The organism is Microbacterium sp. 4-7 (assembly GCF_014332665.1).
Lineage (GTDB): Bacteria > Actinomycetota > Actinomycetes > Actinomycetales > Microbacteriaceae > Microbacterium.
This window is the reverse complement of the sequence record NZ_MCRH01000005.1, coordinates 1-16,495: the sequence shown is the minus strand read 5'-3', so window position 1 is coordinate 16,495 and position 16,495 is coordinate 1. Positions and strand designations below refer to the sequence as shown.

Below are 16,495 nucleotides of genomic sequence, written 5' to 3'. Positions count from 1 at the left end.
GTCCGTAATGGCCCTGATCAGTGGCTCCGTGGTGGCCTAGAGGGCGGCCAGAACTCACGTTGCTCCATCAGTCTAGCAGGTCGGCGCCGCGCACGCGGGCCTCCGCCTCAGCGGGCTTCCACACGCGCCGTGGATGACCGGACGATCCAGCCACGATCCAGCGCCCCTCGGGCTCCGGCTGCGGGGCCTCAGCGGCTTTCGAGCCGTCCGACTCCTCCCCCGCATCCCACGCCTCGCGGATGATCTGCCTCGGGTCGTACCGCCGAGGATCCACGGCGGTCCATTCCTGGCGGATGCTCGCCACTCCGGCCTCCTGCTCGGCTCGCCGCGCCGCCTCGCCGACGGTGAGCGTCACCCGGCGGACGAGGGCGCCGAGACGGCCCGCATACTCCGGCAGTCGCCGAGGACCGATGATCACGGCTGCGATCAGTGCGACGAGGAACAGCTTCTCGATCGTGAGTCCGAACATCGTCATGCCTCCGTCGTGCCGACGGCCGACTCCCCGACCCTGCGGTCATGCAGCCATGCGAGCAGCAGGGCGATCAGGAACAGCAGGGTCATGGGGATCGCGATCAGGAACATCGACAGCACGTCGGCCGCGGGGGTCACGACCGCACTGAAGAGGACGATCGCGACGACGACGAGACGCCAGCTCCGCGCGATCGCCGCCGCCGACACGACACCGAGCAGGTTGAGCATCACGACGAACACCGGGAGCACGAAGGCGACCCCGGTCGCGAGCACGATCTTGAGGATGAAGTCGACGTAGTACGACGCCTGCAGCAGCGTGCTGTCCTCGGTCGAGGCGAAGCTCGCGAGCAGCTCGACCATGTGGGGGAAGAGAAGGAAGCCCATCAGGCATCCGCCGATGAACAGGGGAACGGATGCCGCCAGGAAGCCGAACGTGTACCTCTTCTCTCTGGTGGTCAGACCCGGAGCGAGGAACGCGAGCAGCTCGTGCATCCAGACGGGACTCGACAGCGCGACACCGGCGAAGAGCGCGATCTTGAGCCGAAGGTCGAAAGCCCCGGTGATGCTGTCGTAGTTGAGGCTCGCATCGCGCGATTCGGCGAGCGCACTGATCGGTGCTCGCACGACCTCGAGGATCTGGTCCGAGAGGAGATACCCGGCGACCACCCCGGTCAGGAGCGCCGCCGTCGCACGGAACGAGCGCGTGCGCGCCTCCCGCAGGTGCGAGGACAGCGGCATCCGGGCCAGGGCGGGCGCGGTGCTCGCCTCGACGGCATCAGCGGCGAGCGAGGACACGGTTTACTCCGCGGGCCGCAGGGCGGGCTGCGGGAGGTCTGCGGACTCCCGAGCGTCGACACGGTCCCGGCCCCTCGGCGTCGGCTCGACCCGTGCCTCGTTCGAAGGCTCGGCGACCTCCGATCTGAGGATGCGCATCGACTGGCCGACGCTCTTGGCGAGGGCGGGGAGCTTCGCGGCGCCGAAGACGAGGACGACGATCGCGAGGATGATCAGGGCGTGCCACCCTGTGAGGTTCTGGAGCATGGTCTCTGTTCTTTCGCGTGGAGGGGTTGTCGGGGTTCGGGTTCAGTCGGACGGCGGCTCGCCGCCACCACCGGGGCCGCCCGCGCCGCCCGACGGCGCGGAGCCTGCGCCGGGCGTCGTGGCCGTGTCGACGCCGACCACGAGCGTCGCGGTGTATCCGCTGCCGCCGCCGGTGACAGTGGCCAGCTGAAGGGCCCCGGAGTCGTCGCCGAAGACGTTGTCGCCGGAGAGGCTCGTCTGCGACAGGTTCTGCGTCGAGCCCGGGTAGCGGGAATCGGCGTAGACGGTGGCGCAGACATCTTCGGGCAGTGCCAGCTGGGACGTGGCGATGGCGTTGGCCGAGTCGGTGATCGAGGCGAGGTCGGGGTAGACCTCGAAGTGGATGTGCGGCCAGCGGCCCGAGTAGCAGCCGGGGAAGATCGACGTGAACGAGACCTTCCCCTCGGCATCCGCCACCTGCACTCCACGGAGGTAGGTGACGTCCTCGAGCCCCGACGAGTACATCGAGTACTCCCCCTCAGCCGTGCAGTGCCATGCGTACACCGCGACGCCCTCGAAGGGGACGCTGCCGTTCGCGAGGTCGACCACCTGGAACTCGAAGGTCAGCGGGATGCCGTCGGCTGTCGCCGACCCGTCGATCGACGTCGTGATGTCCTGTCGCACGATGCCCGAATCCTCGAGGACGTCCGGTCCGTTCGATCCGTCTCCGGGGTAGGGACCTGCGGTCTCGTCGGGTATCTCGCCGGCCGCTGTCGTGGTCGACGACCCGGACGTCGTCCCCGTATCGCTCGTCGATGTCGACTCGCTCGTGCTGCCGCTGCCCGACGGGGCGCACGCGGCGAGCACCATCGCGCCCACCCCGAGTCCGGCGAGTCCGAGAATGCCGCGGCGCGTCACCAGGGTGCGGATGTCGAAGGCGGCGCCCTGATCCACGACCTCCTCATCGGCACGGTCGAGCAGCCGCCCCTCGTAGGTCGGGCCCTCAGGGGTCTGTACGGGTTCGGGAATGCGGCTCATGATCGTGCTCCTCTCGATGTGGATGGGTGTCGATGTACCCATGGTCACGGAGGAGCCGATCAGCGAGCTATGCCGCGTCTATGCAGAATCTATGGCTCTCGACGCACCGGCGGATGGAGGACGAGGACGACCACGATCACCACGAGCACGAGGGCGCTGACCGCCACGGGGATAGGCAGCAGGGCGTCGAGGAGGACGACAGCCGCACCGACCGGCACGACGGTGTTCACCACCCTGTCGGCGTTCTCGCGGATCGCGACCCACCAGACGCCGAGCAGGAAGATCGCGATCGGGATGGTCACGGTGAACGACGCCTGGATGGTGGAGAGATGGCTCTCCCCTATCAGGACGTCGAGTTCGACCTCGATGCCCGCCGAGAAGGCGGCGGCCGCGGCGAAGACGAGATAGTGCGTGTACCCGTAGCGGAGCGAGCGGCCGAACGTCGTGATCGCCCTGTGGTGCGGCGCCCAGAAGTAGATCCACCAGAGAGACGCGGTCACGACCAGGGTCAGCACGGAGATCGAGATGAGAGGGACGAAGGAGTCGAGTTCGTTCTTCGCGTCGATGATCGCATTGGCGGAGGCGAGGAGGCTCTCGCCGAGCACGATCAGGGTGAACAGCCCGTAGCGCTCGGTGATGTGATGGGGATGCCAGGGCGTCTGTCTGCGGTGCTCGGCGAACACGGGCACGCTGACCTCGACGAGAGCGAAGACCACGAAGGCCACGAGCTGGAGGGGGCCCGACGGGATGAGCAGGAACAGCACCCAGAGCACCTGCACGCCGGCGATCCCGATGGCGTAGCGACGCGCGGCGCCCTTGAGATCTCCCGCACCGCGGGACGCCCGCAGCCACTGCGCGATCATGGCCACACGCATGACGATGTAGCCGATCACCGGGACGGTGAAGTCCCCCTCCTCGAACGCCGCAGGGATGCCGGCAGCGAGCACGAGCACCCCGCCCATCTGGATGATGGTGGTGACGCGATACAACCAGTCGTCTGTGTCGAAGGAGGTGGCGAACCAGGTGAAGTTCATCCACGCCCACCACACGGCGAAGAACACCATCGCGTAGGAGGTGATTCCGTGCACGAAGTCGCCGTGGCTCAGCGCGTGGTGCAGTTGGGCCGAGGCGATGCTCACCGCGACGACGAAGACGAGATCGAAGAACAGCTCGAGCGTGCTGGCCGTGCGATGAAGCTGAGCCGGATCCCTCGGCAGCATGCGGCTGAGACGGAATCGAGGCGCTGAAGTGGTGGTCACGCGGTCAGAATATCGGGGGCCATTCTCCGACTAAGCAGATGTACCGGAATACAGGTTGATCCACTCCCGTGAATTATCTTCCCCTGAACGTTTGGTTCCGCTAGAGTGAACGAAGTCTGCAGTGCCTGCTGCCAGCACCACCGTGTGGGACGGTGACCGCAACCCGTGATGTGGGATCACGGATGCAGCAGGACCCGAGGGGTCGGGAACGCAGACGATGCCATGGACGTGGGGTCCGTGGTCTGGGGAATATCTGGGGATAACTATGGCGCACTGGGGAATTCTGCGTACATTCAAGGCTCAAGGGGCCTCGGCATGACTTCCGTCGAGGATGCTCTGAGCATCACTCGCGCGGGTTCGGTCTTCACGCCGGTCTCTGCTCCGCGAGCCGCGAAGTCGGTCACGCGCACGGTGGTCACACCGCGCGTGTCCGCAACGCTGGAGCGACGTCGCCAGTGGGAGCGGCGTTATCGGATGCGACTGCGGATCACGGATGCTGGGGTCATCCTGTTCGCGGTCGGAATCACAGCAGCGGTCCAGATGATGACCGGTGTCGCAGGGGAAGAGGCCCTGCGCAACGGCATTCTGCTGGCCACGCTCTGGTATCTGATGCTCGGCGCGCTGCACACCCGTGACGCAGCGCTGTTCCGCGCCAGCGCCACCGAGTACCGCGGTGTGGCACACGCGAGTGGATTGGCGTTCGGGATCATCGCCATGCTCAGCGTCGTGCTCGGCTGGCAGACGATGCAGCTCGTGCTGCTGGTCGGCCTGCCGCTCGGTGTCCTCACGCTGCTCGTCACGCGCTGGGCGTGGCGGCACTGGCTGACGGCGCAGCGTGCGCGAGGTCGTTTCGCCTCGCGCACGCTCGTCGTCGGCAACCGCGACGACGTCGAGTACGTCATCCGCACCCTGCACCCGATCGGCGCCTCCGGGTACCAGGTGGTGGGCGCGACGCTGCTCGACGGCAACGCGCGAGATGTCGAAGCACGCGGCGAGCAGTTCCCGGTGCTCGGCAACGTCAACTCCGTCTCCACCGTGGCTGCCGAACTGGGCGCCGACACGATCATCGTCGCAAGCCGCCCAGACGGCGAGCCCGACTTCGTGAAGCACCTCAGCTGGCAGCTCGAGGGCACCGCCGCAGAGCTCGTGCTCTCGAGCCGCCTCACGGATGTCGCGGGCCCGCGCATCTCCTTCGCCCCTGTCGAAGGTCTTCCGCTGATCCAGGTGCAGATCCCCTCGTACGAGGGCGGTCAGCACGTGCTGAAGCGCGCACTCGACATCGCCGTCGCGTCCGTTGCTCTCATCCCGATCGCACTCATCACGCCGATCCTCGCGCTCCTCGTCAAGCTGGACTCGCCCGGACCGCTGTTCTTCTCGCAGGAGCGCGTCGGTCGCGACGGTCGCACCTTCAAGATCATGAAGTTCCGCTCGATGAAGACCGACGCCGAGCAGCAGCTCGCGACGCTCAAGGAGCAGAACCAGGGAGCGGGCCTGCTGTTCAAGATGAAGGACGACCCCCGCGTCACGCGGGTGGGCAGGATCCTGCGCAAGCTGTCTCTCGACGAGCTGCCGCAGTTCTGGAACGTCCTCATCGGCGACATGAGCGTCGTGGGTCCGCGCCCGCCGCTGCCCACCGAGGTCACCGCCTACGACGGCACCGTGTTCCGTCGGCTCTACATCAAGCCGGGCATCACGGGCCTGTGGCAGGTCTCCGGGCGCAGCGATCTCTCGTGGGACGAGAGCGTTCGCCTCGACCTGCGCTACGTCGAGAACTGGTCGGTCATGAACGACCTGCAGATCATGTGGCGCACCGCCAAGGTCATGGTCCAGCCCAGCGGAGCATACTGAGTACATGATCAAGGGGAATGCCCTCACCATTGCGATGGTGGGGACACGGGGGGTGCCCGCGGCCTACGGCGGATTCGAGACGGCTGTCGAAGAGGTCGGTCGACGGCTCGCAGACCGAGGTCACGACGTCGTCGTGTATACCCGGGGTTCGCAGAGCCGCGACAAGAAGCACCTCGGAATGCGCGTGGTCCACCTTCCCGCCATCCCGGTGAAGCAGGTCGAGACTCTGAGCCACACCGGTTTCTCAGCGCTCCACTTGATCTTCCGGAGGCGTCCTGACGCGGCGTTCGTGTTCAATGCCGCCAACTCACCGTTCGTCCCCCTGTTCCGCCTGCGGCGCGTACCCACCGCCCTCCACATGGACGGCCTCGAGTGGCGTCGATCCAAGTGGGGCCCGCGCGGCAAGGCGTACTACCGATGGGCGGAGCAGTTCGGCGTGCGCACGAGCGACGCGCTGATCGCGGACGCCCCGGGGATCGCCGACTACTACACGCATCAGTTCGACGTGCCGACCGAGATGATCCGCTACGGCGCTCCCATCCTCGACTCGGTAGCCGATGCCCGCCTCGACGAGCTCGACCTCCGCGCCGGCGGATACCACCTGGTCGTCGCACGCTTCGAACCCGAGAACCACGTGCTCGAGATCGTCGAGGGATTCCGCCGGAGCAACGCGACCCTCCCGCTCGTCGTCGTCGGATCAGCCCCGTACAGCAACGAGTACACCGAGCAGATCCAGCAGGCAGCTCACGGCGACGACCGCATCCGTCTGGTCGGCGGCGTGTACGACCAGGAACTCCTCGACGCCCTGTACTTCCATGCCCTCACGTACGACCACGGTCATTCGGTCGGCGGCACGAATCCTTCACTCCTGCGGGCCATGGGCGCAGGCACGGCGACGATCGCCTTCGACGTGCCGTTCAACCGCGAGGTCCTTCATGACGACGGGTGGTTCTTCGCGACGCCCGACGACGCAGCAGTGGCCTTCGAGCGCGCCGAGGCGGACATCTCCGCAGCGCGAGAGAGCGGCCTGCGCGCGCAGAGGCGAGCGCAGGAGGTGTTCCGCTGGGACGACGTCGCAGACGCTTACGAAGACCTCGCCCGACGGCTCTCTACCGGTCACAGCGTGCACCGCATCGCTCGCCGCGCGAGACGACGGGCGGAGGACTGGTGAGCGGCGTGTCTTCTCGGACCGTTCTCGTCGCGCATCCCGGCGCCGAGATGTTCGGCTCAGACCGGATGCTTCTCGAGAGCGTCATCGGCTTCGTCGAGAGCGGCGCACGCGTCGTCGTCGCACTCCCGGCCCGCGGAATGCTGGATGTCGAACTACGCAGGGCCGGCGCCGAGGTCGTCATCATCCCGATGCTCGTGTTGCGAAAGGTCCTGCTCACGCCCCGAGGCCTGCCCACGCTCTTCCGCGACATGTTCCGGGGGCTCCGCGCTTCCTGGCGACTGATCAGCAGAGTGCGCCCGGACGTCGTCTACGTGTCGACGATCATCATCCCGCAGTGGCCCCTGGTGGCGCGCCTCCGCCGGCTCCGAGCCGTGAGCCACGTGCATGAGGCCGAGGCTTCCGGGAACCGCTTCGTGAACACCGTGCTGTACCTGCCGCATCTCGCTGCCCACCGCACGCTGGTGAACAGCCGATTCAGTCTCGACACGATCGCGCACGCCCTTCCGCTCCTCGCCCGCAGAAGCGTGGTGGTGTACAACGGCGTGGCATCACCCGAGCTCCCGGCCGCGCCCCGGCGCGACATCGACGGTCCGTTCAGAGTCCTGTTCATCGGTCGCCTCTCCCCCCGCAAGGGGCCGGATGTCGTCATCGACGCCGCGGCCGAACTGGCGCGCTCGGGGCACGACGTGCGGGTCACGCTCCTCGGCGCCGTCTTCGCCGGGTATGAGTGGTTCGAAGAGGAGCTGCGACATCGCGCCGCCGAATCGGGCGTCGAGGTGGTCTTCGCCGGTTTCCATCAGAGCATCTGGCCGTTCCTCGAGGACGCCGATGCGCTCGCCGTGCCCTCGCGCGTGGACGAGCCTTTCGGCAACACGGCGGTCGAGGGGATCCTCGCCCGCCGCCCGGTGGTGGCGAGTGACAGCAGCGGTCTGCGCGAGGCCGCCGGGGGCTATCCCACGTCGACGCTGGTGCCCGCTGACGATCCTTCGGCGCTCGCCGCTTCGTTCGCCCGGATCATCGAGCAGTGGCCGACGGTGCGCGAGGGTGTCGACGAATCGCGTCGCATCGCTCTCGATCGTCACGCCCCGGAGCAGTATCGGGCGACAGTGACCGGACACGTGGTCGACCCCACGTGAACCGCTCCGCTCTCGCCCGCTGTCAGGGCGCTGTCATGAGCGCTCTGACGGCCGCCCCCAGACGCGTGGACGCCATCTCGACAGTCCGGAGGACGCGCTCGTGGCGCGCCCGGCTCGTGTGCGCATCGGGGATGTCGAAGACCTCCTCAGGCCCGGGCCGACGCCAGCGCGGCGGTCTCGGGGGCTCGACGAGCCCGCGCTGCGCATTCATCAGTTCGGCGAGCGTCGAGAGATCGAAGTCCATCGCGGGAACCGGCGCCGCGATCGCATGCTCTGCGAGGGCGACAGCCTCGAGCAGTGTGAACGTGCGCGTCCGCGCCGACGGCCGGAGGAGCGCCACCGCGCCGCGCTCGGCCGCGGTCGCGGTGAGGATGAGCTCGGCCGAATCGATGTGGTCCGGTGCGAGTCGCACCGAGCGGTATCCCTCGGCGAAGTCCGACCAGCCCGCTCGTTCGGTCAACCTCGAACGCATCGTGTGGCAGACGGCCACTCCGCCACGCGCGCTGGCGCCCGCGGAGGCGAACACCGATCCCTCGGGTGCGCCGAACGTCGAGAACTCCCGAGCCATGAGGAACGAGATCACCGGCGATCGGCATACGTTCGCCGCGCAGACGGCGAGCACCGATTCGGGCCGCATTCATTCTCCTCACATGCCGGTGCCCCTAGGCTATACAGCGCACCTGCGTGCCTGCTCTGTGCGAGTGAATCCTGTGGGGGGCGAATCGACACGGATCGCAGGCAGCTGGACTTGGTACGGGGGAAGAACATGGATCTGAAGGATTACCTCACGGCTCTGCGGGACCGGTGGTATCTGCTCGTCGCTGCGACGGTCATCGGCGGGGTCGCAGGGTTCGCATACGCGACCGTCCAGCCCGACCAGTACGAGGCGACGACCAGCGCGTACGTCTCCTCGCAGCGCGGCGACACCGTGAGCGAACTCGTGCAGGGATCGCAGTACACCCAGAGCCTCATGCAGTCCTACGCCAACCTGGCGACGACACCCGCGGTGCTCGAACCGGTCATCGAAGACCTCGAGCTCGACAAGACGGTCGAGGGCCTGGCCGAGTCGGTGTCGGCGGAGGTCGAGCTGAACACCGTCATCGTCACCCTGACCGTCGTCAGCACCGATCCCGAGCAGGCCCAGGAGACGGCAGCCGCCGTCATGGACTCGCTCGCGAACGTGACCAGCGACCTGTCGCCCAAGGACGCCGCGGGAAGGCCGTCCATCGTTCTGACGACGGTGACGCCGCCGAGCGTGCCGAAGTTCCCCTTCGCGCCCAACACTCGCCTGATCGCGGTCACGGGCGCGGCTCTGGGACTCGTCCTCGCCGTCATCTACGCAGTCCTCAAGCAGCTGCTCGACACCCGCATCCGCTCCGAAGAGGACGCTGAGCGCTCGGCCGGCATCCCCTTCCTCGGGCGTATCCCCCGCCCCAGCGGCAAGCGCCGTGCGCAGCGGTCGTCGATCAGCGGACAGTGGGACTCCTCCGCCTCGACGCGCGAGGCGTATCGTCGCCTTGCCGCCAGCCTCGACTTCGCGGACATCGACGGAGACCTCCGCATGGTCGTCGTGTCCTCGGCGTTCGCGGGTGAGGGGAAGACGACCACCGCGGTGAACCTCACGCTCGCGCTCGCCGAGCGCCGCCCCCGGGTGCTCCTGATCGACGCGGACCTGCGCCGCCCCCGGATCGCAGAAGCCTGCGGACTCGACGGATCGGTGGGCCTGACCACTGCCCTCACGCACCAGGCATCCCTCGCGGATTCCATCCAGAACTGGGGCACCAGGAACATCGATGTGCTGACCAGTGGACTGCGTCCGCCCAACCCGACCGAGATCGTGAGCTCCACGGCTATGCAGGATCTGCTCCGCGAGGTGCGCGAGCACTACGACTTCGTGGTCGTCGATTCCGCGCCGGTGCTTCCGGTGAGCGACACGCTCACGCTCGCCCGCGCCTCGGGCGCGAGCCTCCTGGTGGGTCGATACAAGGTCACACGTCGCCAGTCGCTGCGCAGAGCCGTCGAGACTCTCACCGGTGCCGGCGCCCGCGTCATCGGCTTCGTGCTGAACGCGGTTCCGCCGGAGCACTCCTCCTCAAGCTACTACGAGGATGCCGAGGCCGCCGAGCCCGCCACCGAGAAGAAGGCACCGGAGACCCGCTCGTCCGAGAAGCAGGCCGCCTCCAAGAAGAAGACCGAGAAGGACGCTTCGGCCAAGACCGCGCGGTGATGCGACTCAGGTGAGCGACGCGAGCGTGTAGCCGAAGTCCCCGCCGTGTTCGCGGCGGTGATGGTCGGCGGCGATGACAGCGACGATATCCATCGCGATCACGGGAGTGAGGATCGCCGGGTCGACCCCCGCAGCACTCAGGAGGTCACACCATTCCTCTTCGAGCTCGCCACCACTGAGCGCGGCACGCATCGCGTCGTCTCTCACGGCGAGGGAGAGCGCGTCGTAGAAGAACGGCGCGGGACGCGCGTCCTCGAAGTCGATCGGGACCCAGTCCTCAGGACCATGACCCAGGACGTTCTCCGGCGTGAGGTCGCCGTGCGCGAGCACCCACGGAACCTCTCCCACGAGATCTGCTGCTCTGCCTGCCTCCTCCCACCTGGCCTGCCCCGACAGGCCCTCGAGCGCTGCCCGAGCCTCCGTCAGGAGCGGCTGTGCGGCCGCGTCGGCGGTGAGACGAGATGTCGAGATGACGAGGAGGGTGCGAAGGAGAGCGATCCGGTCCGCCGGCGCCCAGAGCTGCGCCGGCCGCCCTGGCACGCGCGCTTCCGTCAGCCGCCTGCCATCGTCGTCGAGATGCCACTCCACGGCGGAGTAGACCTCGCCGAGCGCGAGACGGCGCTCGCGATACTCGGGAGGGAGTGCAGTCCGACGCAGGTGCGTGACGGTCGAATCTGCGCGGTCGAAGCCGACCAGACCACCGTCCTTCGTCATCAGAACCCGGACCGGCATCTGTGCCGCCGGCATCCCCGCCTCCGGATCACCGAGACGCACGCGCCGCGGCGCCGCAAGAAGGCGCCGCATGTCGAGCAGTGCCCGCTTCGCGCCGCTCCCCCGTCCCAGATGATCTATCACGATCCGCCAACCCTGACGGTGCTCGGGAAGCACGGCAGACCGGGTGTCGAGAATCCGCCAGACTCCGGGCGCCACGTCGGCGCTGCGCTCGCGCAGGGCAGCGGCCAGCGCCGCCTTCGCCGCACGCTCCCGCGCGAACCCGTTCATCGCGACCGCTTGCCGAACGAGCGGCGGATGAAGGAGACCACGGTGAGCAGATCTTCACGCGTCCGGGGCGACACGAGCGTGAGGAGCAGCAGATAGGCGATGCTCGCTCCGACCGCCACGAGAACGGTCGCGATCGAGCTCCATCCCAGTGCGCTGATCCCGAGGGCAAGGAGCCCGCACGGCACGGAGACCGTCAAGAGTATGCGAAGGATGTTCGTGATGAGGGGCCTGGCGGGGACTCCGGTCACTCGAGACGCCCAGACGAGCGATGCGATCCAGTGCAGCGCATACGCCACCGTGCTTCCGACGGCGACGCCGAACGCCCCCCACGGGAGCCCGGCCAGGATTATCACGATCATGATCGGACGCACGACGAGGAACATCCGCAGCTGCGCCCCCGTGTTCGCCGTCGCGAGGAACATCCAGTAGGAGACCTGCGCGGTGGCACGAAGCACTCCGCCGATGGCCAGCACGGCGAAGATCGGCGCCATCGGCGCCCATTGCGGACCGAAGAGCACATCGACGATCGCCGGAGCCATTCCTGCGGCCAGGGCGAAGAGCGTCGCGGTGGCGTATCCCCCGACGATCTGCGCCTTCAGGAGGTAGCCGGCGAACCGCTCCTTCTCTTCGTGGATCCTCGAGAGCACGGGAAGCGCGACGCGCGTCATCGGCGCGTTGATCTGGTTGAGCGGGGCCATCAGGAGCTGGTACGCGCGGTCGTAGTAGCCGAGAGGGCCGGCACCCCACACGACACCGATCGCGATGTTGTCGACGTTCTTCGTTCCGTACGAGATCAGCTGCGTCAGGAAGAGCGCCGCTCCGAACTTCATGAACCGTCGGATCGACGTGCGTCGCTGCGGGAGTCCCGGCAGCCAGCGGGCGATGACGACCGAGAGCACGAGAAGCACCAAGGACGACGACAGCTGCTGCACGACGAGCGCCCAGTAGCCGAACCCCTGCAGGGCGAGGATGATGCCGACGGCGAATCCGACGGTGGGTGCGACGGCCTCGGTGATCGAGAGGCCGAGGAACCGCATCCGGCGGGTCAGGTCGGCCCGGTATTGAGTCACCATGCCGCTCAGCACGAAGCCGATCGACATCACGACCACGATCGCCGGGACCTGGTCGTTGGAGTACAGCAGACCGACCAGAGGGGCGGCGAGGGCGACGATGACGGCGCATCCCGTGCCGAGGGCCGTGTTCACCCAGAAGAGGTTCGTGCGCTCGCCGATCGAGACGTGCTTGGCCTGGATCGCAGCGCTCGACAGGCCGAAGTCTCGGAAGAGCTCCGAGATGCCGATGACCGCGGCGACCATCGCGATCAGACCGAAGTCGTCGGGCGTCAGTAATCGCGCGAGAACGAAGATCGAGACGAACTGGAGAACCGTCCGGTACAGCTGCCCGGCGAGTGTCACACTCGCTCCGCGTGCGGCCGCATCCCCTAAAGACGCGCGCTGAGAGCCCACTCCCGATACCCCCAGTATTCCGCCCCGATGAGCCCGTAGACTCGATGTGGGTAATACTACAGCCGCAGGCGGACGAGGGGGGTCACGCATGATGACGGTCGCGCCTCAGACCTCGCGTCTGCACAGGACTTTCTTCACCGACGCCGAAGCCGCTCTAGCACTGCTGACGCTGTTCCTCATCGGGGCTCGGATCTTCGTCGGCTCCGGCGTCAGCGTCGGTCAGGTCCTGGCCCTCGTGCTCCTCCCTCTCTGGGTGCCCCGGCTCGTGGCGAGCCGGGCCGGACTCTGGCTCGCGATCACCGCAGCCGTCTCCGCTGTGTCGGGCGTCTGGCTGACGGCCGTCGCCGCGCAGGACCATGACACCTCGCAGAGCACCCTGATCGCGACGACCCTGCTGTTCCTCAGCGTGCCCATGGTCGCGGGGATCGTTGTCTGGGCGCAACGCTTCGTCCCGCTGTGGACCATCGGCTTCACCTATGGGCTCGGAATGGTCGCGGCAGCCGTCATGCGCCCGTCCACCTTCGCCGAGAACCCCTGGAAGTTCGCGATCGGACTCCCGGTGGCTGTCATCGTCCTCTCGTTGACACTCCGCTCTCGACGACGTCTGAGCGACATGCTCGCCCTCGGCGCGCTGGCGCTCGTCTCCGTTGCGATGGACTCCCGCGCGTTCTTCGGCGTCTTCACCATCGTGCTGCTGCTGCTCGTGTGGCAGGCGATGCCGCGGATCTCGAACAAGCGGATGTCGGCGGCGAAGGTCCTCGTGTGGGCGGCGGCGATCGGCGTGACCGTGTACGTGATCGGAACGAGTCTCCTCGTCGAGGGCTACCTCGGCGAGGACGCCCAGGCGCGCTCCGTCGAGCAGCAGGAGCGAGCGGGCTCCATCCTCGTGGGCGGGCGTCCCGAGCTGGCCGCGACCGCCGCACTCTTCCTGAGTCGCCCACTCGGGTTCGGCGCCGGGACGATCGCCTCGCCGTCGGACATCCTCGTGGCCAAATCCGGGATGCAGGTGATCAACTACGACCCGAACAACGGCTACGTCGAGAACTTCATGTTCGGACCCACGAAGTTCGAACTGCACTCCATGACCGGGGATCTCTGGGCGTACTTCGGCTGGCCCGTGCTCATCTTCCTCGTCATCGCCGTGATCGTCATGGTCCGCAGAGTCGCCGTCGAGCTCGCCCGGGGAACCGCCACCGCGCTTCTGCTGTTCGCGGTGATCATCACCGCCTGGAACCTGTTCTTCAACCCGATCTACAGTTCAGCGCCCTTCTTCGGCCTCGCCCTCGGGCTCGCCTTGGCCGGGCCCCATCTTCGCTTCGAGGAATCACCGTGGCGAGAGAAGAGTCTCAGACGATGAGCGCGAGGCACCTTCGGGTGATGATGTCGACTCCGGCGATCCGTGAGACGACGAACCCCTACATCGTGCAGCTGGTGGATGCCGTGGGACAGGAGGTCGATGTCCAGCTCTTCTCGTGGCGCACCGCGATCCTCGGTCGCTACGACGTGCTTCATGTCCACTGGCCCGAGATCTTCACCTCGGCGTCGAGCGGCCCCAAACGCTGGGCGCGACGCGCGCTGACCGCGGCGCTGCAGAGTCGCATCGCCCTGACCAGGACCGCTCTCGTCCGGACCGCGCACAATGAGCGACCGCACGAGTCCACCTCGAGGGTGGACAGCGCGATCCTGCGGCGATGGAATCGACTCACCACCCTGTGGATCATCCTCAATGAGCGCACGCGCACCGAAACGTCCGCAGAGCGGGTGCTGATCCCTCACGGTCACTACCGCGATCATTTCGCACCTTTCCCGCGCCTGCAGGCGACCGACGATCTCGTGAGCGTGGTCGGACACATCCGTCCCTACAAGGGCATGGAGGAGTTGGTCGCAGCCGTCGCCGAGGACACGGAGCACGGAGCCTTCCGGCTCCATGTGGCGGGGAAGCCCGCTGACGCGGCGCTGCGGGACACGCTCACGAGGAACGCGTCCGGATCGGATCGCATCACCCTCGAGCTGGATTTCGTGGACGACCGGCGGATCGTGGAGATCATCTCCGCGTCCTCCCTGGTCGCACTCCCCTATCGTCAGCTGCACAACTCCGGAGTCGCACTCCTCGCGCTGTCACTCGATCGCCCCGTCCTCGTCCCCGACAACGCGGTGACTCGGGACCTGCAGCAGGAGATCGGCGCATCCTGGGTGCACCTGCTCGATGCCGACACCGAGCTCACGCGGGCCATCCGCGACGCGCTGCAACAGGGCATCCCCGACGGATCCCCCGATCTCAGCGCTCGGGAGTGGCCGGTGACGGCCCGCCAGCACGCCACGGCATACACCCGTGCAGCAGAGATCCGCGGGCACCGATGAGGTACCCGCGGATCTGTGTGCTGTGAGTCTCTGTGGTGACTCGATGGTGCCGGATCAGGGGATCGCGACGACCTTGATGCTGCCGAACGACACGGTGTAGGGCACGTTGGTCGTGCCCGAGCCGAGGTACGCGGCGACGCCGACGTGGCCCGCGGCCTGCAGCGCGGCGGTCGCATCCGTCGTGCTCACCTGCCAGGCGGCGGGTTCGGTCGTGCCCGTCTTCCACACCTTCGCGCGGATCGTGGTCGGATTCGCACCGAACGCCTGCACCCGCACCTGCAGCTCCTCACCGGCCGCGAGCGTGAGCCCCGCGATGTTCGCCGCGGTCAGCGTCGTCGCCGTGCGCTGCACCTGCAGCTGCACCGCACCGTTCGCCGCGATCACGACTCGAGCCCGATAATCCTCAGCCCCCACCCGACGCGCGATGAACGAACTGTATACGCTCCCCGCGACGGGCAGCTGAGCGACCGAGGTCGTCGCGGTCAGATCCGCCGCGGCCGTGGACACGGTGGCGAGATACGCCGCACGAGTCGAACCCGCTGCCACGGCGACCTTCGCCGACGCGCCGTCGACCGAGTACGCCGACAGCGACGTGGTCGAGTACGACCACGCGCCGCCCGCGGCGGCCGCGCCCCAGCCGTTGGCACCTGTGCGGTTGAACTCGTCGAGCACGAGCGGCTGAGTCGGGTCGGGAGGTGTCGGCGCGGTGACGGTGACGTTGTTCGTGACGGTGTGCGTGCCCCCACTGTTGTCGGTCACCTTCAGCGTGACGGCGTATGTTCCCGCCGCGGCGTAGGTGTGCGACGCCGTCGCCCCTGTGCCCGTCGCCCCGTCGCCGAAGTTCCACTCCCAGGAGGTGACCGTGCCGTCGGAGTCCGTGGACCCCGATCCGTCCACGCTCAGGGCGAGCGCGTTCGCCGACGAGGTGAACGACGCCACCGGGTTCGCATTGGGCGGCGGCACGACCGTGCCGGGGATCTTGGCGACCAGGTTGTCGAACCGCACCAGGAACGGCACGTTCGATACTCCGGATCCCGCGTATGCCGCCAGGCCCACCTGACCGGGCGCCTGGAGCGCGGCCGTCGAGTCCGTCGTGCTCAGCTGCCATGCCGCCGGCTCCGCCGTGCCCGACTTCCACGCCTTCGCCCGGACGGTCGTCGGGTTCGTCCCCGATGCCTCCACCCGCAGCGTCAACGCTGTTCCCGGCGTGACGGTCAGACCCGTCAAGTTCTGCGTCGCCAGCGTCGTGCCGCTGCGCAGCACCTGCAGACTCACCGAACCGCTGGCTGTGACCGTGACCCGAGCCCGGTAGTCGTCCGCACCGATCCGACGAGCGAGCGCCTGCGCCTGCACGCTGCCGCCGACCGGCACTGAATCGAACGTCGCATCGACCGTGACCTCGGTCGCTGCCGACGAGACACCGGGCAGATACGCCGTCCGCAGCGCGCCACCGGCCGTCAGCCGGAACACACCCGAACCGTCCACGGCATAGTTCG

15 protein-coding genes are annotated in these 16,495 nt (G+C 67.7%); 6 read left to right on the top strand and 9 right to left on the bottom strand.

The window, feature by feature from the left end; all coding sequences use genetic code 11:
* Positions 1-67: 67 nt before the first annotated feature.
* From BEP68_RS10140 to BEP68_RS10120, 5 genes are all read right to left on the bottom strand, one after another.
* The gene (locus BEP68_RS10140) at positions 68-475 is read right to left on the bottom strand and encodes a twin-arginine translocase TatA/TatE family subunit (RefSeq protein WP_187249905.1); all 408 of its coding nucleotides are present in this window, start codon (positions 473-475) and stop codon (positions 68-70) included.
* A complete protein-coding gene (gene tatC / locus BEP68_RS10135) occupies positions 472-1,266 on the bottom strand; it encodes a twin-arginine translocase subunit TatC (RefSeq protein ID WP_315985299.1) in 795 nt (264 codons plus the stop codon). The genes BEP68_RS10140 and tatC overlap by 4 nt, the downstream gene beginning before the upstream one ends.
* Before the next feature lie 3 nt (positions 1,267-1,269).
* Positions 1,270-1,512, bottom strand: coding sequence for a twin-arginine translocase TatA/TatE family subunit (locus BEP68_RS10130; RefSeq protein WP_187249904.1), 243 nt, complete (start codon positions 1,510-1,512; stop codon positions 1,270-1,272).
* Positions 1,513-1,554: 42 nt separating this feature from the next.
* Positions 1,555-2,529: an intradiol ring-cleavage dioxygenase gene (locus tag BEP68_RS10125; protein ID WP_187249903.1), complete on the bottom strand. Its 975-nt coding sequence runs from the start codon at positions 2,527-2,529 to the stop codon at positions 1,555-1,557.
* An 89-nt stretch (positions 2,530-2,618) separates the two neighbouring features.
* The gene (locus BEP68_RS10120; RefSeq protein ID WP_187250139.1) at positions 2,619-3,749 is read right to left on the bottom strand and encodes a low temperature requirement protein A; all 1,131 of its coding nucleotides are present in this window, start codon (positions 3,747-3,749) and stop codon (positions 2,619-2,621) included.
* A gap of 354 nt (positions 3,750-4,103) precedes the next feature.
* Here BEP68_RS10120 and BEP68_RS10115 point away from each other — a divergent pair, with 354 nt between their 5' ends.
* The 3 genes from BEP68_RS10115 to BEP68_RS10105 are packed head-to-tail and all read left to right on the top strand — an operon-like array spanning position 4,104 to position 7,943.
* Positions 4,104-5,636 carry a sugar transferase gene (locus BEP68_RS10115; RefSeq protein WP_053098704.1) on the top strand — a complete coding sequence of 511 codons (1,533 nt, stop codon included), beginning with the start codon at positions 4,104-4,106 and terminating at the stop codon, positions 5,634-5,636.
* A gap of 4 nt (positions 5,637-5,640) precedes the next feature.
* A complete protein-coding gene (locus BEP68_RS10110) occupies positions 5,641-6,807 on the top strand; it encodes a DUF1972 domain-containing protein (protein ID WP_261987821.1) in 1,167 nt (388 codons plus the stop codon).
* Between the two features lie 5 nt (positions 6,808-6,812).
* Positions 6,813-7,943, top strand: coding sequence for a glycosyltransferase (locus BEP68_RS10105; protein WP_285365322.1), 1,131 nt, complete (start codon positions 6,813-6,815; stop codon positions 7,941-7,943).
* Positions 7,944-7,965: 22 nt separating this feature from the next.
* Here the strand turns inward: BEP68_RS10105 and BEP68_RS10100 are convergent, their stop codons facing one another.
* Positions 7,966-8,580: a hypothetical protein gene (locus BEP68_RS10100; RefSeq protein WP_187249902.1), complete on the bottom strand. Its 615-nt coding sequence runs from the start codon at positions 8,578-8,580 to the stop codon at positions 7,966-7,968.
* A 129-nt stretch (positions 8,581-8,709) separates the two neighbouring features.
* On the opposite strand from BEP68_RS10100, the gene BEP68_RS10095 reads away from it, so the two are divergent.
* Positions 8,710-10,170, top strand: a complete 1,461-nt coding sequence (locus BEP68_RS10095) for a polysaccharide biosynthesis tyrosine autokinase (protein WP_187249901.1) — start codon at positions 8,710-8,712, stop codon at positions 10,168-10,170.
* 6 nt (positions 10,171-10,176) lie between these two features.
* Here the strand turns inward: BEP68_RS10095 and BEP68_RS10090 are convergent, their stop codons facing one another.
* Positions 10,177-11,172, bottom strand: coding sequence for a phosphotransferase (locus tag BEP68_RS10090; protein WP_187249900.1), 996 nt, complete (start codon positions 11,170-11,172; stop codon positions 10,177-10,179).
* Complete coding sequence (locus tag BEP68_RS10085; protein WP_261987820.1) at positions 11,169-12,728, bottom strand: lipopolysaccharide biosynthesis protein; 1,560 nt, start codon at positions 12,726-12,728, stop codon at positions 11,169-11,171. The genes BEP68_RS10090 and BEP68_RS10085 overlap by 4 nt, the downstream gene beginning before the upstream one ends.
* Here BEP68_RS10085 and BEP68_RS10080 point away from each other — a divergent pair.
* Positions 12,727-13,995, top strand: a complete 1,269-nt coding sequence (locus tag BEP68_RS10080; RefSeq protein ID WP_187249898.1) for a hypothetical protein — start codon at positions 12,727-12,729, stop codon at positions 13,993-13,995. The two genes, BEP68_RS10085 and BEP68_RS10080, sit on opposite strands and share 2 nt — an antisense overlap.
* Positions 13,992-14,999, top strand: coding sequence for a glycosyltransferase (locus tag BEP68_RS10075; protein WP_187249897.1), 1,008 nt, complete (start codon positions 13,992-13,994; stop codon positions 14,997-14,999). The genes BEP68_RS10080 and BEP68_RS10075 overlap by 4 nt, the downstream gene beginning before the upstream one ends.
* A 54-nt stretch (positions 15,000-15,053) precedes the next feature.
* Here BEP68_RS10075 and BEP68_RS10070 read toward each other — a convergent pair.
* A partial coding sequence (locus tag BEP68_RS10070; protein ID WP_222839346.1) for a PKD domain-containing protein occupies positions 15,054-16,495 on the bottom strand: 1,442 nt, incomplete at its 5' end.